Annotated in this window: 28 protein-coding genes; 17 read left to right on the forward strand and 11 right to left on the reverse strand. The window is 45.5% G+C overall.

The genetic code is table 11. The annotated features are described in order from the left end of the window. The first annotated feature begins 15 nt into the window (after positions 1 to 15). From FC07_RS02540 to dapF, 7 genes are all read left to right on the forward strand, one after another. Positions 16 to 690: a YggS family pyridoxal phosphate-dependent enzyme gene (locus FC07_RS02540; protein WP_057903555.1), complete on the forward strand. Its 675-nt coding sequence runs from the start codon at positions 16 to 18 to the stop codon at positions 688 to 690. A 23-nt stretch (positions 691 to 713) separates the two neighbouring features. Further along, positions 714 to 1,184 (forward strand): cell division protein SepF, encoded by a 471-nt coding sequence (locus FC07_RS02545; RefSeq protein ID WP_057903556.1) that lies wholly within the window; start codon positions 714 to 716, stop codon positions 1,182 to 1,184. A gap of 22 nt (positions 1,185 to 1,206) precedes the next feature. Next, complete coding sequence (locus FC07_RS02550; protein ID WP_235807439.1) at positions 1,207 to 1,497, forward strand: YggT family protein; 291 nt, start codon at positions 1,207 to 1,209, stop codon at positions 1,495 to 1,497. Positions 1,498 to 1,665: 168 nt separating this feature from the next. Further along, positions 1,666 to 2,448, forward strand: a complete 783-nt coding sequence (locus FC07_RS02555) for a YlmH family RNA-binding protein (protein ID WP_057903557.1) — start codon at positions 1,666 to 1,668, stop codon at positions 2,446 to 2,448. An 18-nt stretch (positions 2,449 to 2,466) separates the two neighbouring features. Further along, a complete protein-coding gene (locus tag FC07_RS02560; protein WP_057903558.1) occupies positions 2,467 to 3,225 on the forward strand; it encodes a DivIVA domain-containing protein in 759 nt (252 codons plus the stop codon). A gap of 264 nt (positions 3,226 to 3,489) precedes the next feature. Then, positions 3,490 to 6,276 (forward strand): isoleucine--tRNA ligase, encoded by a 2,787-nt coding sequence (ileS, locus tag FC07_RS02565; RefSeq protein ID WP_057903559.1) that lies wholly within the window; start codon positions 3,490 to 3,492, stop codon positions 6,274 to 6,276. Positions 6,277 to 6,430: 154 nt separating this feature from the next. After that, positions 6,431 to 7,411: a diaminopimelate epimerase gene (dapF, locus tag FC07_RS02570; RefSeq protein WP_420814211.1), complete on the forward strand. Its 981-nt coding sequence runs from the start codon at positions 6,431 to 6,433 to the stop codon at positions 7,409 to 7,411. Between the two features lie 44 nt (positions 7,412 to 7,455). Here dapF and FC07_RS02575 read toward each other — a convergent pair whose 3' ends face one another. Together FC07_RS02575 and FC07_RS02580 are read right to left on the reverse strand one after the other, a co-directional pair. Continuing rightward, positions 7,456 to 8,637, reverse strand: a complete 1,182-nt coding sequence (locus FC07_RS02575; protein ID WP_057903561.1) for a toxic anion resistance protein — start codon at positions 8,635 to 8,637, stop codon at positions 7,456 to 7,458. Then, on the reverse strand, positions 8,624 to 9,310 hold the full coding sequence (locus tag FC07_RS02580) for a 5-bromo-4-chloroindolyl phosphate hydrolysis family protein (RefSeq protein ID WP_057903562.1): 687 nt from the start codon (positions 9,308 to 9,310) through the stop codon (positions 8,624 to 8,626). The genes FC07_RS02575 and FC07_RS02580 overlap by 14 nt, the downstream gene beginning before the upstream one ends. A gap of 177 nt (positions 9,311 to 9,487) precedes the next feature. On the opposite strand from FC07_RS02580, the gene FC07_RS02585 reads away from it, so the two are divergent. Together FC07_RS02585 and FC07_RS02590 are read left to right on the forward strand one after the other, a co-directional pair. Continuing rightward, a complete protein-coding gene (locus FC07_RS02585) occupies positions 9,488 to 10,045 on the forward strand; it encodes an NUDIX hydrolase (RefSeq protein WP_057903563.1) in 558 nt (185 codons plus the stop codon). Then, the gene (locus FC07_RS02590; protein ID WP_057903564.1) at positions 10,042 to 10,311 is read left to right on the forward strand and encodes a hypothetical protein; all 270 of its coding nucleotides are present in this window, start codon (positions 10,042 to 10,044) and stop codon (positions 10,309 to 10,311) included. The genes FC07_RS02585 and FC07_RS02590 overlap by 4 nt, the downstream gene beginning before the upstream one ends. 550 nt (positions 10,312 to 10,861) lie before the next feature. On the opposite strand, the gene FC07_RS02595 is transcribed toward FC07_RS02590, so the two are convergent. Continuing rightward, on the reverse strand, positions 10,862 to 12,442 hold the full coding sequence (locus FC07_RS02595) for a GIY-YIG nuclease family protein (protein ID WP_083483171.1): 1,581 nt from the start codon (positions 12,440 to 12,442) through the stop codon (positions 10,862 to 10,864). Beyond that, complete coding sequence (locus FC07_RS02600; protein WP_057903566.1) at positions 12,351 to 14,885, reverse strand: transglycosylase domain-containing protein; 2,535 nt, start codon at positions 14,883 to 14,885, stop codon at positions 12,351 to 12,353. Before FC07_RS02600 ends, FC07_RS02595 begins: the two co-directional genes overlap by 92 nt. Positions 14,886 to 15,042: 157 nt before the next feature. Here FC07_RS02600 and rarD point away from each other — a divergent pair, with 157 nt between their 5' ends. Further along, positions 15,043 to 15,930: an EamA family transporter RarD gene (rarD, locus tag FC07_RS02605; protein WP_057903567.1), complete on the forward strand. Its 888-nt coding sequence runs from the start codon at positions 15,043 to 15,045 to the stop codon at positions 15,928 to 15,930. A 30-nt stretch (positions 15,931 to 15,960) separates the two neighbouring features. On the opposite strand, the gene FC07_RS02610 is transcribed toward rarD, so the two are convergent. From FC07_RS02610 to FC07_RS02620, 3 genes are all read right to left on the reverse strand, one after another. Beyond that, a complete protein-coding gene (locus FC07_RS02610; RefSeq protein WP_057903568.1) occupies positions 15,961 to 16,371 on the reverse strand; it encodes an Hsp20/alpha crystallin family protein in 411 nt (136 codons plus the stop codon). 85 nt (positions 16,372 to 16,456) lie between these two features. Then, a complete protein-coding gene (locus FC07_RS02615; RefSeq protein WP_057903569.1) occupies positions 16,457 to 17,005 on the reverse strand; it encodes a biotin transporter BioY in 549 nt (182 codons plus the stop codon). A 13-nt stretch (positions 17,006 to 17,018) separates the two neighbouring features. Further along, complete coding sequence (locus tag FC07_RS02620; protein WP_057903570.1) at positions 17,019 to 17,987, reverse strand: biotin--[acetyl-CoA-carboxylase] ligase; 969 nt, start codon at positions 17,985 to 17,987, stop codon at positions 17,019 to 17,021. A gap of 254 nt (positions 17,988 to 18,241) precedes the next feature. Between FC07_RS02620 and FC07_RS02625 the strand changes: the two genes are divergently transcribed. The 3 genes from FC07_RS02625 to FC07_RS02635 all read left to right on the forward strand — a co-directional run bounded on the left by FC07_RS02625 (position 18,242) and on the right by FC07_RS02635 (position 19,136). Continuing rightward, a complete protein-coding gene (locus FC07_RS02625) occupies positions 18,242 to 18,493 on the forward strand; it encodes a hypothetical protein (protein ID WP_235807440.1) in 252 nt (83 codons plus the stop codon). A 39-nt stretch (positions 18,494 to 18,532) separates the two neighbouring features. Further along, positions 18,533 to 18,712, forward strand: a complete 180-nt coding sequence (locus FC07_RS02630; protein WP_057903571.1) for a hypothetical protein — start codon at positions 18,533 to 18,535, stop codon at positions 18,710 to 18,712. A gap of 94 nt (positions 18,713 to 18,806) precedes the next feature. Then, on the forward strand, positions 18,807 to 19,136 hold the full coding sequence (locus FC07_RS02635; protein ID WP_057903572.1) for a hypothetical protein: 330 nt from the start codon (positions 18,807 to 18,809) through the stop codon (positions 19,134 to 19,136). 25 nt (positions 19,137 to 19,161) lie between these two features. On the opposite strand, the gene pepV is transcribed toward FC07_RS02635, so the two are convergent. After that, positions 19,162 to 20,550: a dipeptidase PepV gene (gene pepV / locus FC07_RS02640; protein WP_057903573.1), complete on the reverse strand. Its 1,389-nt coding sequence runs from the start codon at positions 20,548 to 20,550 to the stop codon at positions 19,162 to 19,164. A gap of 126 nt (positions 20,551 to 20,676) precedes the next feature. Between pepV and FC07_RS02645 the strand changes: the two genes are divergently transcribed. Then, a complete protein-coding gene (locus FC07_RS02645; protein ID WP_057903583.1) occupies positions 20,677 to 21,282 on the forward strand; it encodes an HD domain-containing protein in 606 nt (201 codons plus the stop codon). Between the two features lie 316 nt (positions 21,283 to 21,598). On the opposite strand, the gene FC07_RS02650 is transcribed toward FC07_RS02645, so the two are convergent. From FC07_RS02650 to FC07_RS02660, 3 genes are read right to left on the reverse strand one after another with little or no spacing between them, the layout of a single operon-like run. Next, positions 21,599 to 21,925 (reverse strand): ArsR/SmtB family transcription factor, encoded by a 327-nt coding sequence (locus FC07_RS02650; RefSeq protein ID WP_235807441.1) that lies wholly within the window; start codon positions 21,923 to 21,925, stop codon positions 21,599 to 21,601. Positions 21,926 to 21,949: 24 nt separating this feature from the next. After that, the gene (locus tag FC07_RS02655) at positions 21,950 to 22,444 is read right to left on the reverse strand and encodes a GNAT family N-acetyltransferase (protein ID WP_057903575.1); all 495 of its coding nucleotides are present in this window, start codon (positions 22,442 to 22,444) and stop codon (positions 21,950 to 21,952) included. Between the two features lie 24 nt (positions 22,445 to 22,468). Further along, on the reverse strand, positions 22,469 to 23,893 hold the full coding sequence (locus FC07_RS02660) for a glycerophosphodiester phosphodiesterase (protein WP_057903576.1): 1,425 nt from the start codon (positions 23,891 to 23,893) through the stop codon (positions 22,469 to 22,471). A gap of 193 nt (positions 23,894 to 24,086) precedes the next feature. Here FC07_RS02660 and FC07_RS02665 point away from each other — a divergent pair, with 193 nt between their 5' ends. From FC07_RS02665 to FC07_RS02675, 3 genes are read left to right on the forward strand one after another with little or no spacing between them, the layout of a single operon-like run. Next, on the forward strand, positions 24,087 to 25,040 hold the full coding sequence (locus tag FC07_RS02665) for a nucleoside hydrolase (RefSeq protein ID WP_057903577.1): 954 nt from the start codon (positions 24,087 to 24,089) through the stop codon (positions 25,038 to 25,040). Between the two features lie 20 nt (positions 25,041 to 25,060). Continuing rightward, a complete protein-coding gene (gene rpiA / locus FC07_RS02670; protein WP_057903578.1) occupies positions 25,061 to 25,777 on the forward strand; it encodes a ribose-5-phosphate isomerase RpiA in 717 nt (238 codons plus the stop codon). Position 25,778: 1 nt separating this feature from the next. After that, complete coding sequence (locus FC07_RS02675; protein ID WP_057903579.1) at positions 25,779 to 26,708, forward strand: nucleoside hydrolase; 930 nt, start codon at positions 25,779 to 25,781, stop codon at positions 26,706 to 26,708. The last annotated feature ends 195 nt before the right edge of the window (positions 26,709 to 26,903 follow it).

A 26,903-nucleotide genomic window follows, 5' to 3' on the forward strand; every position in this document is an offset into this window, starting at 1 on the left:
AAGAGATGATTGAGCATGGCAATTGCAGATAATGTGGCGGCTGTTGAAGCAGCTATTGAAAAGAACAAAGCCTTGGCCAATCGCCAAGATCAAGTCACGTTGGTTGGCGTGACGAAGTACCATACCGTGGCGGAAGCCCAACAAGTGGTGGCAGCTGGTGTCAAAAACGTCGCTGAAAATCGACCAGAGGGCTTGGCTGAAAAGCAAGCCGCTTTTGCAGATCACAAAGATCTGGTTTGGCATTTTATCGGCACGTTACAACGCCGTAAAGTGAAACAAGTCATTAATGAAATTGATTATTTTCATGCATTAGATCGACGCTCACTGGCACAAGAAATCCAAAAGCGTGCTTTAAAGCCAATCAAGTGTTTTGTTGAAGTCAATGTTTCTGGCGAAGCCAGTAAATCTGGGTTGCAATTGACAGATGTGGCGCCATTTATTCAGTCGTTAGCTGAGTTTGATCGGATCCAAGTGGTCGGGCTCATGACAATGGCACCAATCGATGCGGATGCAGCGGCTCTGCACGGCTATTTCAAATCATTACGTGAAAAACGTGATGAGATCAAAGCGTTAGGCTTGGCCTGGGCGCCTTGTCAGGAACTGAGTATGGGGATGACCCATGATTATGAAATTGCCGTTCAAGAAGGCGCCACTTTTGTCCGTGTAGGCACGCGTTTGTTTGAAGCTTAATGATCTAAGGGAGGGTAGCGAAGATGAGTAAATTTAACTTAAGTAAATTTTTTGGCATGGGCGAAGAAGACTATGAGTCAACTGACAGCACGGCACCAAAGTTTACCACGGTTGCAGCGACTCCCGCAGATACAGCAGCGGCACGACCTGTTGAAAAACCACGGAAACAGCAAGCAGCAGCAAATCGTAAAAATATCGTTTCGATTAACACGCCGACCACAAAGGCCAATAAGATCATTGTGTTTGAACCACGGATCTATTCAGATGCGAAAGAAGTGGCCACCCATTTGTTGAACAATCGGGCAGTGGTGTTGAGCTTTAAACGCATTGAGCAAGGGCAAGCAAAACGAATCGTTGACTTTTTAAGTGGTACCGTGTTTGCCATTAATGGTGATATTCAACGTGTTGGTGAAGACATCTTTTTGTGCACGCCAGCAAACTATGAAATTGATGGTGGGTTAACGGAAGCCTTGCGTCAAGATAATTTTAAATAACAAGGTATAAGGAGGCCCACGTTTGAGCGCAGTAATTATTGGACTTTACATGGTTTTAAATTGGCTGATCAAGGCTTACATTGTGTTATTAATGGTGTTTGTACTGATGTCCTGGTTCCCAGGGGCCTATCAAACCAAACTTGGTGAGATTTTAGGTCGGATCTGTGCACCATTTCTGAACGTTTTTTACCGCATCGTGCCAGCATTTGGTGGCATTAGTTTTGCCCCTTGGGTGGCCATGATCGTTTTATGGTTAGTCCAGCGTGGGTTGTATGTTTTAGCAAGCTTTTTGTTACGCCTTACCGGTCAGTAAAAAGTGTTTCGCGCAGCGACCGACCGCTTGTAAAGCAAAGTAGCCATTAAAGATGTTAGGAGGTGCCATGTTTCTGTCGTGATGGTTTTCGTCCGACAGAATGGACATCCTCCGAAATCAGATTTTGCGAAGCAAAGTAGCCATTAAAGATGTTAGGAGGTCAGCACAGTGGATCAAGCTGTTTATCAACATTTTCGCAAAGATGAAGCGCCATTTATTGATCAAGTGGGCAGTTGGCTTCAAGAAGTGTCCGATCAATACCGTCCTTACCTTTCGGATTTTTTAGATCCACGTCAGCAATATATTGTTGAAGCCATTATCGGTGAAAAAGGGGACGTTCGTTATACATTTGCCGGTGGGTATGAAGCGGCTGAACGGCGCCGTGTGCTGATTTATCCTGACTATTTCCAACCGGAGGCGGCGGACTTTGAATTACAATTATTTGAAATTCGGTATCCGCAAAAATTTGCCACGTTATCACATGGTAAAATTTTAGGCACCTTGGTTAACGCAGGTGTGGATCGCGGTGTTTTTGGCGATATTATGACGGATGGTGAACGGTGGCAGTTTGTGGTAGAAGCCAGTATGGCGCATTATATTGCTGAACAAGTGACTAAAATTGGGCGGGTTACCGTGCATTTAGATCCTTGTGACTATCGGCAATTATTGCGACCAAAAGATGCCTGGACTTTGGAACATGTCACCGTCACGTCATTACGAGTAGACGCTTTAATCTCAGCGGTTTATAATATTTCGCGCCAACGGTCCAAAGCGTTGGTTGAAAATGGTAAAATAAAACTAAATTGGCAAGCTTTTGAGCGGCCAGACTTTGAACTAGGCCTACTGGACATTATTTCGGTGCGTGGTTACGGTCGGATCCAGGTGCGCGAATTACTTGGCAAAAGCAAAAAGGAAAAGTACCGACTATTATTAGGTGTTTTGAGAAAATAGTAGAAAGCAGGTTTTCAAATGGCATTAACCCCGTTAGATATTCATAATAAAGAATTCAATGTTAAAATGCGTGGCTACGATCAAGATCAGGTCAATGATTTCTTGGATCAGATCATCAAAGATTACGAAGCAGCTTTGAAGCAAAAAGATGATCTACAAACGGAATTGAAAGCAAGCGAAGAAAAGGTCACTTACTTTAATCAATTAAAAGACGCATTGAACCAATCGATTATCGTCGCACAAGAAGCGGCTGATAAGGTGAAGACTAATGCGCAAAAAGAAGCCGACATTATTAATCAAGAGGCCCAAAAGAATGCGCAAAACATGTTAAATGAGGCCACTGAAAAATCAAACCGGATTTTAGCAGATGCGTCTGAAAAGGCCAAGCAAATTGCCGGCGAGACCGAAGACCTTAAGAAACAAACGCGGGTCTTCCGTCAACGGTTGCAAGTGATGTTAGAATCACAACTTGAAATCGTTAAAAGTAAGGATTGGGATGAATTATTGGCCCATCAAGACCAAAAACAAGCGCCAACTTTGGCAGATTTACAACAGTCCCTTGACAATGCTACTGACAGTAGCGTAAACTCAAGTGCAACTGGAGTACTTAATGAAAGCACAGTCGCTGCACAAGAGGCAGGGTCTGAAGCTGATCGGGACACAATGATCATTTTCCCAAATGATGACAAACAACCGGCTGATCATTCAGCTGCACAGGGACCGACATTGAACACTTCAGTGGCTGATGCAGAAAACGCAAACAAATCAAATCAATAAAGCAATCCCCCAATGAGAACAGCAAACCTGATGGTATCACAACAGCGAGTTAGTGGTCGGTGAAAGACTAACAGTGCTCTGCGATCAGGCAGATCATCTCTGGTATTGTGGCGCTGAAGCAAGTAAGCGTCGCCGGTTAAAACCGTTATCATGAACCAAGGAAGACAGCAATGTTTTTAAAATTGGGTGGTACCACGAAGACCTCGTCCCAGCAAGTGACGCGGTCTTTTTGTTTGCAAAAAAATGAGAAGGAGTAGTGGCAAAATGCGCGTTAAAGATACGTTAAACCTTGGGAAAACAAAATTCCCAATGCGCGGGAGCTTACCAAAGCGTGAAGGCGAATGGCAAGCAGCCTGGGAAGAAAATAAGCTATACGAAAAACGTCAAAAATTAAATGAGGGGAAACCAACTTTCATTTTGCATGATGGGCCTCCTTATGCCAATGGGAATATCCATATTGGGCATGCCCTAAATAAAATCAGTAAGGATATTATTGTACGGTTTAAGTCAATGTCAGGCTTCCGGGCGCCTTACGTGCCAGGTTGGGATACGCATGGTTTGCCCATTGAACAACAATTAACCAAACAAGGCTACAACCGGAAAGAAATGTCCACCACTGCTTTTCGTGAACTATGCCGGAAGTTTGCGTTGGAACAAGTTGCTAAACAAAAAGCTGACTTTAAGCGTTTAGGCGTTTCTGGTGATTGGGACCACCCTTACCTCACCTTAGCACCTGAATTTGAAGCTCATGAAGTCCGTGTTTTTGGTGAAATGGCCAAGAAAGGCTATATTTACCGCGGCAACAAGCCAATTCATTGGTCACCATCTTCAGAATCTGCCTTGGCAGAAGCTGAGTTGGAATATAAGGATATTGAGTCGCCATCTGCTTACTACGGTGAAAAAGTCAAAGATGGCAAAGGCATTTTAGCTGATAATACTTATTTCGTAGTTTGGACCACAACGCCTTGGACCATTCCTGCTTCTGAAGGAATCGTGGTGTCACCCGACTATGATTATTCTGTTGTGAAACCAGCAGGGGATGACCGTCAGTTTGTAATTGCCACGGAATTAGTTCAAACGGTAGCTGAAAAGGCTGGCTGGTCTGATGTTACGACTGTTAAAACCCTTAAAGGCCGTGAAATGGAACGGATGACAGCAACTCATCCATTTTACGATCGTGAATTATTAGTGATGTTAGGCAACTATGTCACCCTTGATTCAGGGACTGGTTTGGTTCATACAGCACCTGGTTTAGGGGACGACGATTTCAACGTTGGTAAGAAATATGGCTTGCCAATTTTGTCACCAGTTGATGCTCAAGGGAAACTCACCGACGAAGCACCTGGCTTTGAAGGCTTGTTCTATGAAGAGGCCAATCAATTAGCCTTAGAAAAGGTTGAAGCCACTGGCCAAATGATCAAGCAAGAACCTTACTTGCATAGTTACCCAATGGACTGGCGGACCAAGAAGCCCGTTATTTTCCGGTCAACCCCACAATGGTTCGCTTCAGTTGAGGCTTTCCGGGATGAGATCTTAGCGGCTATCAAAGAAGTCAAGTTCTTCCCAGACTGGGGCGAAACTCGCTTATACAACATGATTCGTGATCGTGGCGATTGGGTCATTTCACGCCAGCGTGTTTGGGGCGTGCCATTACCAATTTTCTACGGTGAAGATGGGGCAGCCATTATCACACCTGAAACGATTGATCATGTCGCTAATTTGTTTGCTGAATTTGGCTCAAATGTTTGGTTTGATCGTGAGGCCAAAGACTTGTTACCAGATGGGTTCACCAGCGAGCATTCACCAAACGGGACCTTTACCAAGGAAAACGACATTATGGATGTTTGGTTTGATTCTGGTTCTTCTCATCAAGGGGTACTCGCTGAACGTGATTATTTGGAATATCCAGCTGACCTTTACTTAGAAGGGGCTGACCAATATCGTGGTTGGTTTAACTCTAGTTTGATCACCAGTGTGGCTGTTTCAGGTCATGCGCCTTACAAACAGGTCTTATCACAAGGCTTTACGCTAGATGGTAACGGCCGTAAGATGAGTAAGTCATTAGGTAACACGATCTCACCAGAAAAAATCATCAAGCAAATGGGTGCCGAAATTATTCGGTTATGGGTTTCAACCGTTGATTCATCAGCCGACGTGCGGGTGTCAATGGAAAACATGAAACAAGTTTCTGATAGCTATCGGAAGATTCGGAACACCCTGCGCTTTATGCTGGCCAACACCACTGACTTTGAACCTCAGACCAATCGGGTTGATTACCAGGACTTAGCAGCCGTTGATCAATACCTGATGGTTCGGTTAAATGAAGTGAAAGCACAAATTTTAGCAGCTTATAACAAGTATGATTTTGCCACTGTTTATAAAGCGGTGATGAATTTCATCACCGTGGATCTGTCAGCTTTCTATTTGGACTTCGCCAAAGATGTCATTTACATTGAAGCTGAAAACAGTCCATTACGGCGCTCAATGCAAACCGTCATGTATCAAGTCTTAGTAGATCTGGCCAAGGCCTTAACACCAATTTTGCCACATACCATGGAAGAAATTTGGAGTTACTTAAAGGAACCGGAAGACTACGTGCAACTTGCTGAAATGCCAACTGTGACGCACTTTGACAATGAAACGCAATTGTTGGCACAATGGCAACAATTCATGGCGATTCGGTCTGACGTCTTAAAGGCGTTAGAAGAAGCCCGGGACAACAAAGTCATTGGGAAGTCGCTAGAAGCCAAGGTGACGTTATACCCAACACCGGATGCCAAACAATTGTTGGCTAACTTAGATGCCAATGTACAACAGATCTTGATCGTTTCTGACCTGGAAATCAGTACTGACCCAGCACCAGCAGATGCTTTACAATTTGATGATGTTGCTGTTCAAGTGGAACACGCCCCAGGCGAAGTTTGCCCACGGTGCCGAATGACACGGACGGATGTTGGCGTCGATCCACGCTTCCCATTATTTGATGGTCGTTGCGCAAAGATCGTAGCTGAACACTATCCAGAAGCCATTACCGAAGGTTTCGAGGATTAGGACTTAAGAAGCACATCTCTCAATAGGGATGTGTTTTTTGTTATAGACACATGACAGCGAACGTTGTAAAAGATTGCAATCAATGAATAGTTTTATCATTTAAATTGTGCTAGACTATTAATTAAATTTAACGAATAGGTGACGGCGTATGACAATTCAATTAACCAAGGTTCATGGTTCAGATAACGATTTCTTTATTTTTGATGTAACACAACTTGCAACACCTTTAACAGAGGCACAGCTGAGTCAAGTCGCACAGCATTTGACTGATCGGGAAACTGGTTTAGCCGGTGGTGCTGACGGTGTTTTAGTGGTTGATCATTCGCAACATGCCGGCGTGGCTGGGAAAATGCGGGTCATCAATGCAGACGGTAGCGAGGCTTCAATGTGTGGCAATGGCATTCGCACGGTTGCCCGCTATTTAAGCGAAAAAACGGATCAAACGGCGTTTAAAATCGAGACGATGTACGCAGACCTGGCCGTTCAACAGGCACCTGAAATTGCAACTGGTATCGCCACCTATCAGGCCGAAATCTCACCGGTTTGCTTTGGTGCACAGGAATTAGGGCTCACACTACCAGATGTTACGTCATTGCGGCATAAGCGGCTACCATCACTTTCAAAGACACTGTACTTTACCGCAGTGGCTGTTCCTAATCCACATTTGATCAGTTTTGTAGACCATGAAACATTGTTAGGCCCTGAATTAGGCCGAATTGCAGGCTATTTAAATAATGGCACCAACACCATTTTCCCAGATGGGGTGAATGTCACTTTTGTGGAAGTGCTTGGCCAAAACCATATTTTTGCACGGACTTTTGAGCGCGGCGTAGGCTTTACCAATGCTTGCGGCACCGGGATGTCAGCGGCGAGCTTGATCTATGTTTTGGAACAAGGTGGCATTGCTGAAAAGCCAATTACGGTTCGCAACCCAGGGGGCATGGTGCAAACTATTGTCCACCAAAAAGCAGATGGCGCTTACTGGATGGATCTGATCGGGAACGCCACATTTGTCGGTACGGTGGAACTGACTTTAGACCAACTTTTAACAGCACCAGTGGATCAATTAACCTTACAAGAAACTGGTGAACAAACCACTTATCGGCAGTTTGTGGCGCAATTAGCAGAAGCTTAATCAAAAGCGCCGCCTTGCATTTTTTTGCAGGGCGGCGCTTTTGATTAATGTCGTTGTTGGGTCATGGTTAACAGTTGTTGTTTCAAATTGTTTTCCATGTTGGCCAACTCTGATTCGGCGTTGATGCGTTTTTCACGACCTTCTTGCTGAATCTTTAAGGTTTCTTGTAAGGTTTCAATTAAATCGTTTTGGGTCTTTTGTAAGGTCTCAATGTCCACGACGCCACGTTCATTTTCTTTGGCTGTTTCAATGGACGATAACTTCAACATTTCGCTATTCTTCTTTAACAGGTCATTGGTGGTGGCTGAGACTTGGCGCTGTGCAGTGACAGCATCTTTTTGCCGTAGTAAGGTCAAAGCGACGGCCACTTGATTTTTCCATAGTGGAATGGCGGTGTTAATAGAAGCTTGAATTTTTTCGGCTAAGACTTGGTTGGTGTTTTGGATCAAGCGAATTTGCGGCGCCTGCTGAATGGTGATCTCACGCGCTAATTTTAAATCGTACAAGCGTTTTTCCAGTCGGTCCACAAATTGGTTGAGATCAGTCACGGTTTGGAGATCCATTTGATCACCAGTGGTTTTTGCCTTTTTCTCGGCAGCTGGAATCGTATTGGCGCGTAATTCCTGGACCTTTAATTCACCAGCGGCTAGGTAGATATTTAACGCATCAAAATAATCTTTATTTTTATCGTAAAGCTGATTTAGCAGACGGTTGTCGTTGACCAACCCATTTTTTTGTTGATCTAGTCTTGCGGCAATGGTATCAATTTGCGCGCCTATTTTTTGATATTTGGCTTGAATCTCAAAAATTGATTTTTTCACCTTGCTGAACATCCGCTTAAACAAGTTATTATCACCAGCCTGAAGATCAGAGGGACTGGCTTCATTTAGACGAAACATCAAGTCGGAAAGGGCATCACCAATGGCACCTGTATCCTGGCTTTGGACCTTACTCAGCATGCCTTGAGAAAACTCACTGAGCTTGGTTTGCGCCGGCGCACCGTAATCCATTACCGATTGGGGATTGTGCACGTCAATATCGGTGGCCAACTTTTGGGCAGCCGCTTGTTGTGCTGGGGCCAACTGCGCATACAACTTTGGTGGCGCTGCTTGCGTGGCAGCAGGGCTGTCAGTTTGTAAGGTCGGTTGGGTAGGGGTGGTAAGGGGATCCTCTAAAAGGTTCGCTAAAAGATCAGTAGGTTGTGTTTGGTTATCAGTTTCTGTCATTATCGGACGGCTCCTTTTCAGCGTTTGCTTTGGCAAGTTCTTCGCGGGCAAGCTGCATATTAACGGCTAAATCGGCTTGATCATCAGCCACGACTTGTTGATAGTCAGCCTTTAAAGTTTGGGCGAGTTCTGTGATCAGTGCGGCGCTTTCACTTAATACGGTGTACGTATCTTTATCCTTGACGGTATGCTGACTGATTGCCAAGTAATCCTGACTGAGTTGTACCAGCCGTGGTAAATGCCGATAGAGAAAGTCAGCAGCAACAGTCAATTTTTGCGGGGTTTGCACCAGCGCCTTGAAAGTCGCTTGGCTCACCTGAACAGGTTCATCGTGTAATTCGATGGCCTTTAGTTTTGGGGCAGCCGCCATATTGGTCTCAAGTTGTTCAATTTGTTGGGCAGCCGTTTGCATGGTGCTTCTAAAAAAGCGAATGTCAGCGTTGCTCATGCCTAAACTGCGGTAATGCGCTAACCGTTCCGGCGAAGCGGTTGGTACGGTCTCATCAACAGGCTGTTTACGTTTTAAATAATAGTGTAACAGTAATCCTAGCACTAGCGCCACGATAAGGCTAGGTAATGGCCGATCCGTCACGAATGCAAGTAGGATAAAGCCTAAAGCACCGCCTAGGATGCTTAAGACCCATGGTCGTTTGTGAAAGACACTTGTCTTCATTTGGCTCAACTCCAATCATTCCTAAGTAGCTTAAGTTTACCATATCCAGAATTTTAGGCTCTAAGTCTAAAGGTTGATTTTTTGTAAAGCTATCAGCGGATTTTTAAAGTTAAATTGAAATTGCAACCGTTTGTCGGTAAGATGAAGCTAATAAGATTGTCGAAAGGATCTGATTTCATGGATTTCGCTGAAAAATTAGTCAGTCAAGAAGTACTTTATCACGGACATGTGATTCAGTTAGATTTAGAAAACGTGACGCTTCCCAATGGGCAACCTGCCAAACGGGAAGTGATCCATCATCCAGGGGCCGCGGCGATCATGCCGTTTTTGCCAGATGGGCGCATGCTTTTTGTCGAACAGTGGCGCCAACCATTACGGCAAATAACCTACGAAATTCCAGCTGGTAAATTAGATCAGCGTGATCAAACGCCATTGCATGCGGCCTGGCGGGAGCTTAACGAAGAAACCGGCTATACCGCTGCACGAATGGAACTGGTTAACACGTTCTTCTCGTCGCCAGGGTTTGCAGATGAAAAAATGTATTTGTACAAGGCGCTGGATTTGAAGCCTGTTACTGAGCAACTCCCACAGGATGATGATGAATTCATTCGATTGCATGTGTTGACGTTGGATGAAGCTTTAGCAAAGCAACAAGCTGGGGTGATCTGTGATGCCAAAACGGTTGTCGCAGTGCAGCAATGGCAAATTATGACGTTACAAGAGGCGATGAAATGAGAAACGAAGAACCCCAAACACGGGCTTCATTGCGTGCTGCCCGACAACAGGAAGCACAGACCCAGCAACGCCAGACCCGCGAAGCTGAGTTTGAGCAAGCACCATTTGATGATCCGACCAGTGAATCACGACGCGGACACCGACAGCAAACCGCTGAAACTGGTACGGATGCCAAAATTAGCCGGTTAAAACATCGCTTGAACTGGGCCATTATTGTGGTCGGGGTGTTGATTGTTTTGGTGTACTTGGTGTTATTTTTTGTTTAAACCAGTCAGAGCAGACCACTATCCAAAATGGGATGGTGGTTTTTTGTTGGCAACGGCACAAACAGGCACAATTTGTGCAGACTTTGGCATTGAACCAACCCGCTTTTTTCTTTAAGCCTTTATCTATATAAAGCCCGCACCCCCCCAGTTTGTGCAAAAAAAGAAGATTACAGTTGTGTTACAAAGCACCGAAAGCGCATGATACCGCGGCTAAACGCACTTATTTTGACTTGCGATTTTTGACCGATTTTCCCCAAAAATGCAAATCGCATTTTAAAAAGTGTAACAGTTTAGTGGGAATCGGTAACAGTTTAGTAGGAAGCGGTAAAAATTCAAATCATGAGAATTTGCCTCTTTTTATTAATTTTAAATGAGTTTGTGCAGTTATTTTGATGAGAATGCCGTCAAATCAAGCTTTTGCATTTTAAAACCCTGCAAACGTGTACGGATTTGGCATAATTGGTGATTTGACGTTAATGGCAGGTCCCGTTATGCTAAATCAAGGCAATGAAAAAAGCCCTCTCAAAGGACTTTTGTCGTGGGGCAGTGCTTAGTGGAGCTTGACATGTTGCGCCAGCGTGTCATGTTGTTTCAGGCGTTGGGCAAGGGTGGTGCGAATGGAATCAGCTAATTTATCAGTGATCACGGCATCTTCTAAAAATTGATAGTGCTTTGCTTGCGCCATTGTAAAGGCCTTTACGGTGGCATAAGCGTCAGCTGAATTATCATCAAGAATGTGATAGGTATTGACAATGCGGGTCAAATGCACATGATGGTCTTTCAAAAAGCTGAATTGACCGGTAAACAAAGCGGCCACGTTATTTTCCAAGGTTTTCTTCCGGCGGGTAAAGGCCACGTAGCGCTGGTCGTTTAATTGACCGACTAGTAGCAAATAGCTTTTGTCGGTAATGTTATCATCGGTTAAGCGATAACCGGTTTGTGGGGCATCGGCTAGCGAGGTGATTTTGACAGCGGGCTTAGTCTGAGGCGACCTTGGTTTTGACCGTGGCAAGGGTTTAGCAGACGCTTTAGCCGTTGGTTTTGAACTTAAGGTCACCACGTGCTGGTTAAACTGGTAGCCAAAGCGTTGCTGATTTTCAGGGCGTTTTAAGGCGTTTAAAACATCAGTGGTTTTGGCTTGGGCGAACACCCCACCACGCACCTGTTGGTAGCCATATTCGGCCATTAACGCCAAGGTGGCTAAGTTTTCCACTTGATCAATGTCTTTACCAGCATATTCTTGTTGGACCAGCTCGGTTAAACCAATGAGTTGGGTGGCACCGTGCTGACGCACCCAAGCGGAAGACTTGATGCCATCATTAATTTGTTCGTTAAAATGGGTTTGAATCCGTTGCCGCAGGTTATGGGTTTGCCCGACGTAATAGGTGCCATCGGCCAAGCGTAATTGATAAATGTAGTTGTGCAGTTGGTCACTACCAGTGCCTTCCAAAATCTGCCACAATTCATTGTCCAGACCGTAAGGGTTCTTCGTCTGTTTTTCAGCGATTTCATGGGCTTCTGAATGAACCAAAGCGTCGCGCAACTGTTTGGTTAAATCAGCTACCGTGGCTTGATATTGGGCAATTTGAGCGGCGTCATCTTGCTGTTCACGTTTAAGGCGATTGACTTCTTGTTGCAGCACTTGATTTTCTGCCGCAACTTGGGCAGCATCATCTTGCTGTTCACGTTTAAGTCGGTTGACTTCTTGTTGCAGGATGCGATTTTCTGATGCAGTTTGCCGGGTATCTTGCTGGTTTTGTTGTGCCTGAAACAACTGGGTTTCTAACAGGACGATCTTATCGGCTTGCTGATCGGCGTTGGTGCTCGCCTGTTGCAGCAGTTCGTTTAAACGGGTAATTTCAGTTTGTAAGGGTTTGTCATTGGAAAATAGCGCCATGCTTTGGCCGCCTTTCTGTTTCATGTCTAATGCTATCATTACTGATTTTGTGTTATCTTGCAAGGTTAAATCTGGATTTTTGTGCATGGATGTTAATTTTAACCGCAAAAAAGCCTTCGTCGCAGTTGACGAAGGCTTTTGCTTACTGACCTTGGCTGGTGCCAATGCCATGGCTTGAGTTGGTATTAGTGCTACCGGTGACTTCACCGCCAAGTAAGGCGGCGTCTGCATCATTACCACTAAAGTAATTTTTCCAGAAGGCCTTGTAATCTTTGCTTGTGCCACCAATGGCGAAATGATACTTAGTCGGATCAGGAGTCCAACCAGCATACAAGGATTTTACCTTGGTGCCAGTCACGCTGGTGCTGCTACCATCATACGTAATCGTACCTGATTTCATCCCAGTGGAAGCGACAACTGAAACAGATTTCACGCCGCTTGGCTTTTTGATTTTTTGACTGGTGCCTAAGACGCTACTGTCACTATCGTTAATGGCGTTGGCCATTTTGGTCCAATACTGATCCGTCACTGTCCCAGAGGTGTCGGTTAAGTTGTAGTTATTGCCATAGAAGTTATCATAACCGTTCCAAGTGGCTAAGGTGACTTTTGGCGTACTGCCGACAAACCAACTATCACGGTTATCGTTAGACGTCCCAGATTTCCCAACTAAATTGCTGGTGTCAAAAGTTGCTTCACTGCTAATAGTGCTGGCCGTACCTTCTGTGACAACTTTCCGCATCATTTTGGTCATAATGTAGGCCGTTGCTTTCGAGAAGACCTTCGTCTTTTTGGCGTGGTGTTTGTAAACCACATGGCCGTTTGCATCTGTGATCTCAGAGATCACATACGCGTCAGTATGGGTCCCACCATTTGCAAATGTGGAGTAGGCGCTGGCCTGATCGGCAACGGAGATCCCATATTCAGTCCCACCTAGCGCTAGTCCTAATTGGCTGTAATCCTTTTTGGTTAAGCTAATGCCCATTTTGGTCATGTAGGACTTCACGCTGCCTGCTTTTTTAACCGCTTTGTAAAGGTTAACGGCAGGGATGTTGTAAGAATACTTCAAGGCGTCAGTGGCACTCACATAGCGATTTTGAATGGTTTTCCCATAGTCAGTGGGTTTGTAACCATTGAAGTTGACTTTAAAGTCGGCAATCTTGGTTTGAGACCCAATGATCTGGCGCTGAATCGCTGGCGCATAAACCAGTAATGGTTTGATGGATGAACCAGGGGAGCGTGAGGTGTCAAACGCATGGTTGATCTGGGTTAACGAGAATTTGGTGCCACCGACAAAACCTAATACGGCACCAGTTTTGTTGTTTAAGAGCACACTACCACTTTGCACCGGTTCGGTGACTTTAACCGTTTTACCGGTGGTTGAATCCGTTGCGGTACTGTGGTGTGTCGTGCCCAGTGAACTGTTTTTGGTAACAGTTTGCATACTGTCATAAGCTGCTTTGTTTAATGTGGTGTGGATCTGATACCCACGTTCATTTAACAAGTTCGACGCTTGTTCATAGTATTGTTCATATAAGGCATTATCGTTTTTCAAATCAGCGGCCGTTAAACCATCTTTTTTGTACAATTGTTTCATTAAAATGTTGCGGGCATCTTTCGTGACTAAATTATAAACATAACCGTAACGCTTGGTTTGCGTCGTCTTGGTGCCTTGAGATTGGAAGTCCTTTTTAAGATCATACTTCACAGCCGTTTGCCATTGCTGCTTGGTGATCTTACCATCCCGGTACATCCGAAATAAAACCACGTTTTTTCGTTGCATCCCAATTTTTAAATTCTTTTTCAGTTTACCGCTACTGGTATAAGGCGTGTAAACGGACGGACTTTGCGGCAAACCAGCAATAAAGGCGGCCTCTGGTAAGGAAACTGTTGCAGCTGTTTTACCAAACAGGCCTTCAGCGGCTTCTTCAACGCCGGCAATTTCTTGCCCCTTGTTGTTGATCCCAAAAGTAGCGGCATTTAAGTAAGCCTGTAAGATCTCTTGTTTCGAGAAATATTTATCGATCCGTAAGGCTAATAAAATTTCACTGGCTTTTCGTTTAAAGGTTGTTTCCGAATTCAATAATTGCATTTTCACTAATTGCTGGGTCAACGTTGAGCCACCGGTTTGTGTCCCGATCCCAGTTAAGCTAGAGATCAGTGCCCGAATCACGGCCTTTGGGACGACCCCTTTATGTTGATAGAAGTAGCTATCTTCAGTGGAGGTGATTGCTTTGGTCAAATTAGGCGAAATTTGATTAATGGAAACCGGCTGACTGACGATATTGGTTTGTAACGCACCTAGACTAATATTATCCGCAAAATAAAGATTAGCAGGCTGATAATCGCTATTAATGCTGGTTTTCATCGTTTCGTAACTCGGAACGGATTCTTTGCTGAGGAGAGCCGCAAAATAACCAAGGCCCACCCCAACCAGCAACATTCCAGCAACTAATAGAAATGATAAAATATGTAAAAATAAGCTTTTGGCAACACTGATCGTAATATTGAAATAATAAACAAGTGTGGCCCGGCGACTTTCCTGAGGTTCCAAAGCCAGTTCGGGAAACTTGAAAAATTCAATAATATGATGCCATAAACGGCCGAAAAAACTGCGATTGCCAGTTGTCGGACTGGAACGCTTACGTCGTTTAGGCCCTGAGTTATGGTCTTTCAACATGATCCCACCTTAAAATTCAAAATACTCTCTCGTATTATACCAGATTGACATTTTTCTTGTTTGGGATTTCAAGGAAAGTTAAGAAAATCGCAATGATTGCTTGTTTTACGCCTGAGACACCGGTAAACTAAATCCAAATTGGAAAATAGGTGAGGCTATGGAAAACAGACGATTAGGGGTCAGTACGGGATTGGCATCCTATAGTTTATGGGGATTGCTAGGGGTATTTTGGGAAACATTACATGCTGTGCCAGCCTTTGATACACTGGCCTATCGCATTGTGTGGTCGATCATTACCATTGCACTGGTGTTAACGGTGCAGCGTGATTGGCGCCGTGTTGGTCAAACATTAAAACAGCTGGTGACCCAACGGAAGCTAGGGTGGATCGTGTTAAGTTCAGTGTTCATTTCACTCAATTGGTTGATCTACATTTACATGGTCACGCATCAGCAGGCCACTGAGGCCAGTTTAGGCTATTACATTATGCCACTGATCAACGTCTTAGTGGCCGTTGTCGTGCTGCATGAACGTTTGTCGCGGGGCCGGTTACTGGCGCTGGGATTTGTGGTGATTGGCGTTGCCGTACTCACCCTTCAATCAGGGCAGTTACCGCTGATGACCTTGATGATGGCAGCCTCCTTTTGTTTTTACGGGCTGATCAAAAAACAAGTGCCATTGCCGGCTACGATCTCATTAACCTTAGAAACGCTGTTTGTGTTACCACTGGCCGTGGGTTACTTGTGGTGGTCACCGTATCATATCCTGCAAAGTGGCCCGCAGGTCACCGTGTTGTTGATGTTAAGTGGCGTGGTCACGGTGATTCCGTTATTACTGTTTGCAGTGGCTGCAAAAAATACGGATTTTGTGACGCTGAGTTTTTTACAATATCTAAACCCCACCATGCAATTATTAATGGCGGTTTTCGTGCTTCATGAACCCTTTCAAATGCAACAGCTACTGGTGTTTGGTTTAATTTGGATCGGCGTGCTGATTTTTACCATTGATAACGTAGTGGCCAACCGGCGGCCACTTAAAAAGTCGTGAGCAAGTTGCCCACGACTTTTTTTAATGACATTATTCAATGGTAATTGGCGGTTCGTCAGTGGCACCAGCTTTTTTCGGGATCGTAATACTTAATAAACCATCCTGATAGCTGGCCTTAATGTGCGCCCGGTCACCATTTTTAAGGTAAAATTGCCGACTGACCGTGCCCATGTGCCGCTCATGACGGACTACTTGGTCTTGATCATTTTTCGTGTCCGTTTCTTGGCGGTGCTGGGCACTAATGGTTAACGTGTCGTGGCGGTAGTCTAGCTGTAACTCGGCTTTGTCAAAGCCCGGTAACTCTGCTGTGACCTGATAAGCTTGTTCCTTATCGTGAATATCCACGTTAAACGTTGGTGTTTCAAAATGAAAAGGGGACCAGTTGTTAAAGAAATCAAAAGGGTTCGGATAATTGTCGTGACGGTCAACTTCGTTTGTCATGTAAAAAACCTCTTTCCTTTCGTTTTTTTGGAACATCCTTATTTTGCAAGCTTCGCCGTTGGGATGCAAGTAAAACGCACTGGGTTTACGCGGCTTTTTGTGGCCGTAATTGTGGCAACCGTTGGTACAATAAACCGCCACAATACGCGGCAGCCACACCCTTGATCAGTGCTGGCAGTAAAAAGGGGACCAAACCACTGGTGAAGGCGGCTGTCAGGCTAAGCTGCCCGGTAATCACAAGCCATAAACTGCCGACAATCAGCGTCCCCAGTGCACCACATAAATTAGCGCAAACCGCTTGCCAATGATGAAAGCCCCGCCGTTGGACCCAAGTGCCGGTGATCAAAGTTGTGGCAAAAAAGCCCCAAATGTAACCGCCTGTTGGCCCAAATAACGTACCGAGCCCAGCGGCCATCCCTGCAAATACCGGTAAGCCCAACAGGCCAAGGAGAATGTACAAGCCAATGGTGTAGCTACCATAACGTGGTCCCAAAATCGTGGCAATCAGCCCCACGGCAAACGTTTGGCCGGTTAATGGAATCAAACCAAGCGGCAAGGTTAGCTGTGAGAAAATGGCGAGGATCACCGCAAATTCAGCGGTGAGAATGCTATTTTTTAAACGTGTGTGCGTCATGTGAACGCCTCCCTTAAAAGTGCACTTTGGTCACTTCGCCGGCGTTTAGCGTCAGTGGCCCTGTTGGGGTGGCCAGGCAAAGTTGACCGTGATCGTCGATGTCGGTAACGTCGCCTTCAATGGCCCGGTCACCGATCTGTAGCGTTACCCGCCGGCCGATTAAAAATGAATGCGCCCGGTATTCATTGAGAAACGCCCCGTTGGGATAGGTCGGATAAAGTGCAAAAAATTCAGTTAAAATCGCCGCAATTAACTGGTTACGCGTAATGGTCGGTGTGGTTTGAAAAAGACTGCCGACTTTAGCTTGTAGTTCAAGCGGTAGGCTGGTATTTGGTAGATAAAAATCGATGCCAATCCCCACCACTAAACTGGTGATCTGCTGGGTTTCCATATCACTTACCGCTTCGGATAAAATGCCACAGACTTTTTTGTGATTCAGGTAAAGATCATTGACCCATTTAATTGCCACTTGGATCCCAGTGGTTTTGCGAATGGCCCGCATGACTGCGGTTGCAGTTGCGGTGGTCAACAAGCCGACTTGGCTGAGATCTTGCATGGGGGCCAGTAACAAGCTTAAATAAATCCCACTGTGCGCCGGTGATTGAAAACCGCGACCATAACGGCCGTAACCGGCTGTTTGTTCGTCTGCCAAAAAAACTTGGGGTGTGGTGGCTTGTTGAACCGCAGCGGTTTTCGCCAGTTGATTGGTGGAAGGCGCACTGGCTAAAACAGTTAAGGGCAAGGACTGTAATGATGCTGGTAATGCAGCTTGAATCAATGCTTGACTTAAAACATCATTGCGCTGGTAACGGTAACCTTGTTGCGGGTGACTTTCGATTGTCACACCAGCCTTTTTCAGTTGTTGAATGGCTTTCCAAATCGCCGTGCGTGAATAGCCAAAGTCCTGCGCCAGTTTTTCCCCGGAAAAATAACGATCGGGATGCGCATCAAAAAATTGCCACAGTTGATTTTGTAATGTCATAAAATTCGCCTCGTTAACCTAATTTGTTAAATGGTTGTCAAAAGCATAGCAAAAAATCGGCGCCGAAACAATGGCTTTTAAAATTGAATTTGTCACCAATCGGAGATGGTAGGGTTTTTAATAAATAGTTACATTAAGTAACGCTAGGCAGATTATTTTCATGAATATATTAAACTCCTATTACAGAAAAGCTAAAACCCCCTGTGGTTATTGGAATTTGCGGTATAATTAAATTAAATAAAGGGAGGTAATCCATGATGACTTGGGAACATTTGTTGCAAAATCAGTTGGATGATGGTAAAAGTGAAGGCAACGGTGTTACAATTGAGGTTCCAAATACCAAGGAAAAATTAACCTTAAAAATCGATGCAGATGTCGTCGAAAAACTGGCCAATGACAATACGAAGCTTGAATTGTTGATCAAGCGTTTGTTAAGTCGGCATCAAAAAACCACCACGCGAGAGACCATTGTGATCAATAAGCGCAACTTGCGGATCTTTATTTAGCAATCGTTAAACTATTATTCTATTAAAAGGAGTTACCACATGGCTTATCAAAGTAAAGTTTTCACCACTTACACACAGGAATTACAAAATCGGTTAAACAAGGTATTGACTGATATTAATGAAGCAGAACGGGAACTGGTAGATGTAAAGATCAACCCGATCCAATCTGAAGAAAATATTGACGGTACCATGTTATTGGTGACTGTGATTTCAAAATAAGCATGTCCGGCGATCATAATTTTTTCGCGGCAGGCCATTTTTACCGAAAAACGGCAAAAGGTCTGTTTTTTATTTTAAACAAAGGATGTTCGGTATGAAATTTGAAACCATTGTGACAGATTGTGCGTTATCCATTTATCAGCATCAGCATTTTGCATTGGCCCAACACATCACGTTACCCATTACTTTTACCCATGACCGTAAAGAAGCCATTGGCTGTGTGATTTTTGATCTGCCGGCTAAGGGGCAAGGGGATTACAGTGTGCATCGCTTTGATCAACGATATGGCATGGTACAAGATCCAGTCCGGCAAGTGCCGCATAGTACGCTGTACGATTGTGAAGCAGACTGGGATCAGGCTGATGAATTGGTGGCGGCGGTTGAAAAACAGGTGGCCACCTTAGAAGTAGCGCCAAAAAAATAGACCACAAGGGTCTATTTTTTTTGACTTATTGAGCCAAGCGATAAATCGCTTCAGCGTAAATGGCTGCCGCTAAGAAAAAGTCGGCTGTTGGCATGTATTCGTTGGCTTGGTGCATGACGTTCTTTTCCATATCAAACAAAGCGCCAAAGGCAACGCCACGGGGTAATAAGCGCCCGTAAGTACCGCCACCAACGACTTCTTCATGTCCTGGGGTACCGGTTTGATGTTCAAAAACGGCTAGTAACGTTTTCACCAATGGATCATCAGGTGCGACATAATGTGGGGTCATGGCATGGGTTTGTGGCACCATGGTCACATTATCAGGCAGGCCGTTTGTCAAGCCGGCACGAATGTCAGCTACTGTGATGCCTTTTGGATAGCGAATGTTTAACGTGATCAATGCCGGTTCACCAGCTGTAAATTTGAAAATGTCAGGGCTGGCGGTGACGTCGCCCATAATCGCGTCATGATGGGCAATGCCTAATTTAACACCATTAAAATCCAAATGGAATAGCTGTTGGATCGTGGTTAAATAGGTGTGGCCAGTGGGGTCTGTCACGTAAGCTTGTAAAAAGTCGGCCAAATACGTGGCGGCATTGATTCCAAATTGAGGGTCCATCGAATGGGCGACTTTCCCGGTTAAGGTCAGGGTGTTGTCCTTAAGCTGGCCGGTTACCGGCTTGTCTGCCAAATAAGTGTCAAATTGGGTGGCGAAGTCAGCCGGCAAAGTCCCTGCTAAAGTGGCTGTGGCAACCTGTGGCACCATGTTACTGGCTAAGCCACTTTGAAAGTGGGTTAATTGAACGTCACCGGTACCGTCAAGGGGTGCAAAGGTCAGGTCAAAGTTGGTGATGCCTTTTTCACCATTAATAATTGGAAATTCAGCATCAGGTGAGAAGCCCAGGTCAGGCATGGGTTCATTGGCTTGGTAGCGGGTCATGCCATACCAATCATTTTCCTCATCACTGCCGAAAATCAAATGGATCTTTTTATGCACCGGTAAGCCTAATTTTTTGATCAATTTCATGCCATAATAAGCGGCAATTAATGGTCCTTTGTCGTCACTGGTACCACGTCCATAAAGGTTGCCGTCTTTTTCAGTGAGGACAAACGGTTCCGTTTCCCAGCCATCACCAGCCGGCACCACGTCAACGTGGGAAAAGATCCCCAATGTTTCTGGGCCAGCCCCGTATTCAATGCGACCGGCAACGTTTTCAATATTTTTAGTTTGAAAACCGTCGCGTTGGCCTAATGCAATCATTTTTTCAATAGCTGTTTTAGGGCCCGGGCCTAAAGGGGCAGCGGCTGTTTTTTGAGCGAGATCCCGGGAACTGTCAATGGCGACCAACGCTTTTAGATCTGCCAGCATTTCTGGTTTATAGGCTGCAATTTCTTTTTGCCAATCAAGTGTCATCTTGACACCTACTTTCTTTCAGACTTATGCTATAAGCCTATCATGTGAATGGTTTTTTGGAAAGGAAGAAACAGCGTGAATTTAAGTCAACAAGAACAAGCTTGGCTCACTGCAGCAACAACTTACATGCAACAAACACTTGGTCAGGATCAAACGGGCCATAGTATTGATCATATTAATCGTGTCGTGCGGCTTGCTGGAAAAATCGCCCAGGCTGAACAGCAGCCCTTATTCATGCCATTATTTGCGGCAACGTTACATGACGTGATCGATCCAAAACTTTTTGACCAGCCAGCACAGGCGCGGCAAGCCTTAACGACGTTTTTAAATCAGATCCAAGTCCCAGTCGCAACGCAACAAGCGCTGTGGGCGATCATTGACCACATGTCATTTCGTAAAAATTTGGAACAGCCGCAACAACTGACCCTAGCCGGTCAAATTGTACAAGATGCGGATCGCTTAGATGCCATTGGCGCCATTGGCATCGGCCGGACTTTTTATTATGGCGGTCATTTTGGCGACCCAATGTATGACCCGACATTGCCACCACGGCAACATCTGACGGCTGCTGAATACGCCCAAGGCAATAGTACGGTGATCAATCATTTTTATGAAAAGTTATTACGATTGGCCCAACAAATGAACACCCCAACTGGCCAACAACTTGCCGCTCAGCGACAAGCCTTTATGGAAACATTCCTAACCCGGTTTAAGGCTGAATGGGAAGGGTAATCAAAGAGGCTGGGCCATAATTACTTATTTTGGTTTGCGCACCGCACCCGGCCGATTTTGGATTTACCTCCTAAGATCTCTAGGGTTAGATTTTGCTAACGCAAAATTTCATTTCGGAGGATGTCCATTCTGGCGGACGAAAACCATCACGCCAGAAACATGGCATCTGAAAAAGAAATAAAATCGTCCTCTAACGTGCGCCATAATGCAGATTCCGACCTTTAACAGAAAAGCCCCCTAAGACTCAAAAAGCAGAGTCTCAGGGGGCTTTTCGTTAATACTCGGAACCTAAACGCATTATAGCGCACTCACTTGATTACTTATTTTTAGAATCCATTTCAGTTGCGTGCTGGATCATCTGTGAGAAAATGGTGATCACGTGGGTATCAGCTAATGCGTAATAAATGGTTTGACCGTCGCGACGATTTTTAACCAACCCAGCTTGTTTTAACGTTTGAAGTTGGTGGGAGATCGTTGACTGCGATTTACCAACCAGCGCAACGATTTCCGAAACAGGGCGTTCTGCTTCAAATAAAACGTATAAAATGCGAACCCGGGTCTTATCGCCTAGAATTTTAAACAAGGTCGTCATTTCATCTAAAACAGGTTCTTTCGGCACAACAAAATGTTTTTTGGTGTCCAAATTAACGTTCACCTTCCTTGTGATTTATGCGATCGGGTTTAAAAGTTGTACCATATTATACCAAATGGTGTCACCATGGTCTGAAGCAGAGATGCCTTCATTGTGAAAGCCCGCCGCTTCATAAAATGGAATCAGCCGTTTTTCACAGGTTAAGGTCACCGTTTTGCGTTGTGCAGTTTGCGCTTGTTGGGCCAATGCGTTTAATAATGCTGTTGCAACGCCTTGGTGTTGGTGGTCTGGTGCAACTGCCAAGCCCAGGACACTTTGAAAACCGCCTGCTGGCAAATTGGGTTGGGTTTTGGTAAATAAGTCATCGCTGAGAAACTCAGTCTCGATGACGGGACCGTTAATAAACCCGGCCACTTGGTCACGGATTTCAGCGATTAAAAAAGTATCAGGGATCGTGGTGATCCGGTTGCGAAAAGCGGCTTCTGTGGCAGCTTGTTCAGGCGTGAAGCCTGCTTGCTCAATGGCAAGTAATTCAGGTAGGTCGGTATTTTTGACGTGTCGAATGAACATCTTTCAAGTCTCCTTCAGAATAGTTTAACTGTTTTTAAGGGTAGCTGATGTTAACGCCAAGGCTTGTTGTGGGGTTAACGTCAATTTAATAGCTGCTAATTGTTGAGTTTGTTGCACCGCGTTTAAGGCCGTTTGCACCGGTTGTGACCAAGCGGTGGGTAAGGCAATATTGGTTAAACGTGCGTGAGCAGGAAGTTGCCAATACAGCTGGCCGCTAAGATCATATTGGGTTGCTTTAAAGGGATGCAGTAAAACGCGTTCAGCCGGGGCCCAGCCCGTTTGATCGAGCTGAAACCACAGTTTGTCGTGTAACACTTTACAACCTGTAATGGTGACTTGGCGTTGTGGTAACCAAGTGATCGGTTGACTTTGTGCCGCCTGACCTGGGCCAGCCCATAACGTGGTTGTTGCCCGTAACGTGGCGGTTTGTCCAATATAAGGTGCTGCTAATACGGCAGCAGTCCCGACATTCACGTCAGCGGCGTTTACCCACCGGCCATCCGCTAAGCGCAAGCGATTGCCACTTGGGCGATGTAAAATTGCGGTGACTTTCTCAGTTTGATTGGCCGCTAGCTGTTTGGTTTGATGAGTGCCAAGATAAGGATTTTCCCAAGTTTTGGTTTTGGTCAAACGATTGGTGACAGCAGTGAGGTCAACCGTTTGGTAACGGGTATGCGCCGCCGCTTTGGCGTAAGTGGCGCCGATATTCGGGTAGTTGGTGATCAACCCATCAATATTGTCTGCTGTGAGTTGCGCGATCAGTTTGGCATTTTCATCCATCTCACTCCAAACAAAGACTTGCTTATGCCAATCGTGCAATTGCTTGATAAAGGTAGGGGTGATTTGATCTTCCGGCAAACTCACCCCGGTGACAGCTTGCAAATCAGCCAGAGTAATGTCATCGAGATCTTTTCCTAACAGATAACGTGGAACTTTAGGCAATTCTTGCGCCAAAGTCGTCACACTATAGGCAGAAAAAGAATGAAACATCACCCGTTTAGACATATGGTATTGCTTGACCAATGCGGTGAGCTTCGGTTCCATGTCCACCGGCTTCTTTTTTTTCTTTTTAGTTTCAATTAAAAAACGTGTATTCGGACGATTTTGATAATGTTGGAACAGTTCGGCAAGTGAGTGGATTGGTTCACCATTCGCCTGACGAGCTTGCTGCAGTTGTGCAAAAGGCGTTTTCGAGATTTTTAAATTCTCACCGGTTACCCGAGTCAACGTGGCATCATGGGAGATCACCAGAACGCCATCAGAACTTTCCCGAATGTCGAGTTCACAGTACTTTGCACCCGCTGCAAAGCCGGCGTCAAAGCTGGCAAATGTTTCTTCAGGTGCAACGGCAGGATCACCGCGATGGCCGACGACTGTAAACCCGCACAACCAAACCCAACTGAAGCCTAATAAGAACCAAGGAAAAATAAATTTTGATAAGAATTTCATACCATACAGTATAGCGAACTTTTAGGGTTTACACAAAGGCTGGTTGACAATAGGAAATCGTTGCAGCGCTTAAGTTATTTTACAATTTTAATCTTGCTTAAATTGAAAAGGCTTCCTATTCATGCTATGCTTTTTTTGAATGTGTCGGCAAGTTGATCTGAAAAGATTGTCTTGCAATCAAAGGGGGCTTTTCATGACAAGAAAGTTGATCTTAGATCTGGATACTGGTATCGACGATGCGCTGGCGTTAGCCTATGCCATTGCAAGCCCAGAAGTGGATTTAATTGGTGTTATCTGCAGTTATGGTAATGTTGTGGTGGCACAAGCTGTGGCCAACACGCAACAACTACTGGCGTTATTAGGCCAACCTCACGTACCCGTTTACGCAGGGGCTGCTCATGCCAGCACCCAAAGTGATTTTCAAGTGTTGCCAGTTTCACAACAGATCCATGGCCGTAATGGCATCGGAGAGGTGCACTTGCCAGCGGTGACAGCCAGCACCCCTCAGCAGTCGGCCGTTGACTTTTTAATTGCCGCAACGCAGCAATATGGGGCTGAATTAGTCGTTGTCCCAACGGGTCCGTTGACGAATTTGGCAGCGGCCATCCAACAGTATCCCAGTTTAGTGGATCAGATCGGTCAGATCACGCTGATGGGCGGCGCTTTAACAGTTCCTGGCAACGTTTCGGCAACAACCGAAGCCAACATGGCCCAAGATCCGGAAGCGGCCCAAGTGGTTTTCACCAGTGGGGCACCATTGGCCATGGTGGGCTTAGATGTGACGCTACGGACACTGTTGACGAAACAAGAAACGGCGCGTTGGCGTACGTTGAACACAGCGAGTGGCACTGCTTTTGCTGAGATGGTGGATTATTATATCAAAGCCTATGCGGTGACTAGTCCTGATCTCGGCGGCTGTGCGTTACATGATCCATTAGCCGTTGGGCTAGCAATTGACCCAAGTTTGGCCCAGTGGCTGGCCCTTGATCTCACAGTGGCCACCACCGGAGCCACCCGCGGGCGCACCATTGGTGATTTAAAGCGTTTAACCGCAACACCACGTACCAAGGTCGCGGTCCAAGTCGCGGCGACGACTTATTTACGGCGTTTTATGCAACGCTTAAGTTGCTTATTCGCACAAAATTAATATTGAGGAGCAGTTGAATAATGACACAAGACGAATTAAAGAAAATGGTTGGCGAAAAGGCCGCAACTTATGTTGAAGATGGGACAGTTGTGGGTTTAGGCACTGGGAGTACCGTTAAATTCATGGTCGATGCCTTAGGCGCACGGGTTAAAAATGAAGGCTTAAAGATTGTAGGGGTGCCGACTTCTGACCGAACAGCCGCACAAGCACGCAGCTTAGGAATCACTATTAAAACGGTTGATGAAGTGGACCACATTGATTTAACCATTGATGGTGCCGATCAAATTGACAAAGACTTCCAAGGCATCAAAGGTGGCGGCGCAGCCCATTTATTCGAAAAAATTGTGGCGACTAATTCAAAGCGCAACATTTGGATCGTTGATGAATCTAAAATGGCTGACCAATTAGGCAGCTTCCCATTACCACTTGAAGTCATTCCTTATGGGAGCGAACAAGTATTACGCCGTTTAGAAGCGAAAGGGCTGCAACCTGCTTTCCGTGAAAAAGATGGTAAACGCGTTTTAACAGATTCTAAAAATTATGTGATCGACTTACATTTAGGTCACATTGATGACCCATTTGGTTTAGCAGAATTTTTAAACGGTCAAGTGGGCATTGTGGAACACGGTTTGTTCTTAAACCTTGTGAACACCGTGATTGTTGGCTACCCAGAAGGGCCTAAAGTCTTAAATGCACCGGAACGCCCAACTTATCAAGCATTGCGTTACAAGGACTAACATGACGATCCCAATCATCATGGATTGTGACCCAGGCGTGGACGATTCCATCGCGCTGATGATGGCGGTTGCTGCGCCGGAAATTGAATTATTAGGGGTCACAACGGTTGCGGGTAACCAAACCGCAGCCAAAGTCTTGTTAAATGCCCGGCGGTTGTTAACGTTACTGCAGTGCCATGTGCCAGTGGCCGGTGGTAATCAAACACCATTACTGGAGCCGATGCAAGTGGCAGCAGACGTTCACGGCGATTCTGGTATCGGCGATGTGGTCTTACCTGAACCGGGCTGGCCGGCAGCCACACAATCTGCAACCGCCTTAATGGCCCAGCTGATCACGGCTAGCGCAGTGCCGGTTACCCTTGTGGCAACTGGACCACAAACCAATGTGGCCTTGTTTTTACAACTCTATCCACAATTAAAGTCTAAAATTCGTCAAATCGTCTTTATGGGCGGTGGTCGTGGCATTGGCAATCGCACACCAGTGGCTGAGTTTAACATTGCAGTGGATCCAGAAGCAGCAGCGATGGTGCTACAGTCCAATATTCCAGTGGTCATGGCGGGTTTAAATGTAACCCATCAGGCCCAAGTACTGCCAACAGAAGTGCAGGCGATTCGCCAAATCGGCAACCCGGTGGCAACCGTTGCTGCAGCACTGTTGGATTTTTACGCGGACTATTATTTACGCCCAGGGATGCCGTTTAAAGGGGTCCCAACGCATGACCCGTGTACCATTGCTTGGTTGCTGGCGCCGGAACTGTTTACAGCAGTACCTTGTCAAATTGCAGTGGAGACCCAAGGTCGGTTGACCCGTGGTGAAACAGTGGTGACCACAACGGGGATAACCTCTGAAAATGAGAAAGGCAAGTTCTTGGCCCACCTTGATCGCCTAGGATTTGTTCAGCTATTACAGCGTTTATTAGCACAATTTTAATTTAAATGAGATTTTTATTAAAAAACAGCTAGACAAACGGTTAGATATGAGTTATTTTATAAGTACCATTTAATTACTTTCCTCTGACACACAATGTCAAGTGAAGTGCGATGAAGCGGCCACCTTCCTCAGCCGCTTCATTTTCTACCATTAGTCAAGAGAAAGTTGCTACATTGGGCTTTCTCTTTTTGTTTT

The organism is Loigolactobacillus bifermentans DSM 20003 (genome assembly GCF_001434575.1).
In the GTDB taxonomy this organism is placed as follows: domain Bacteria; phylum Bacillota; class Bacilli; order Lactobacillales; family Lactobacillaceae; genus Loigolactobacillus; species Loigolactobacillus bifermentans.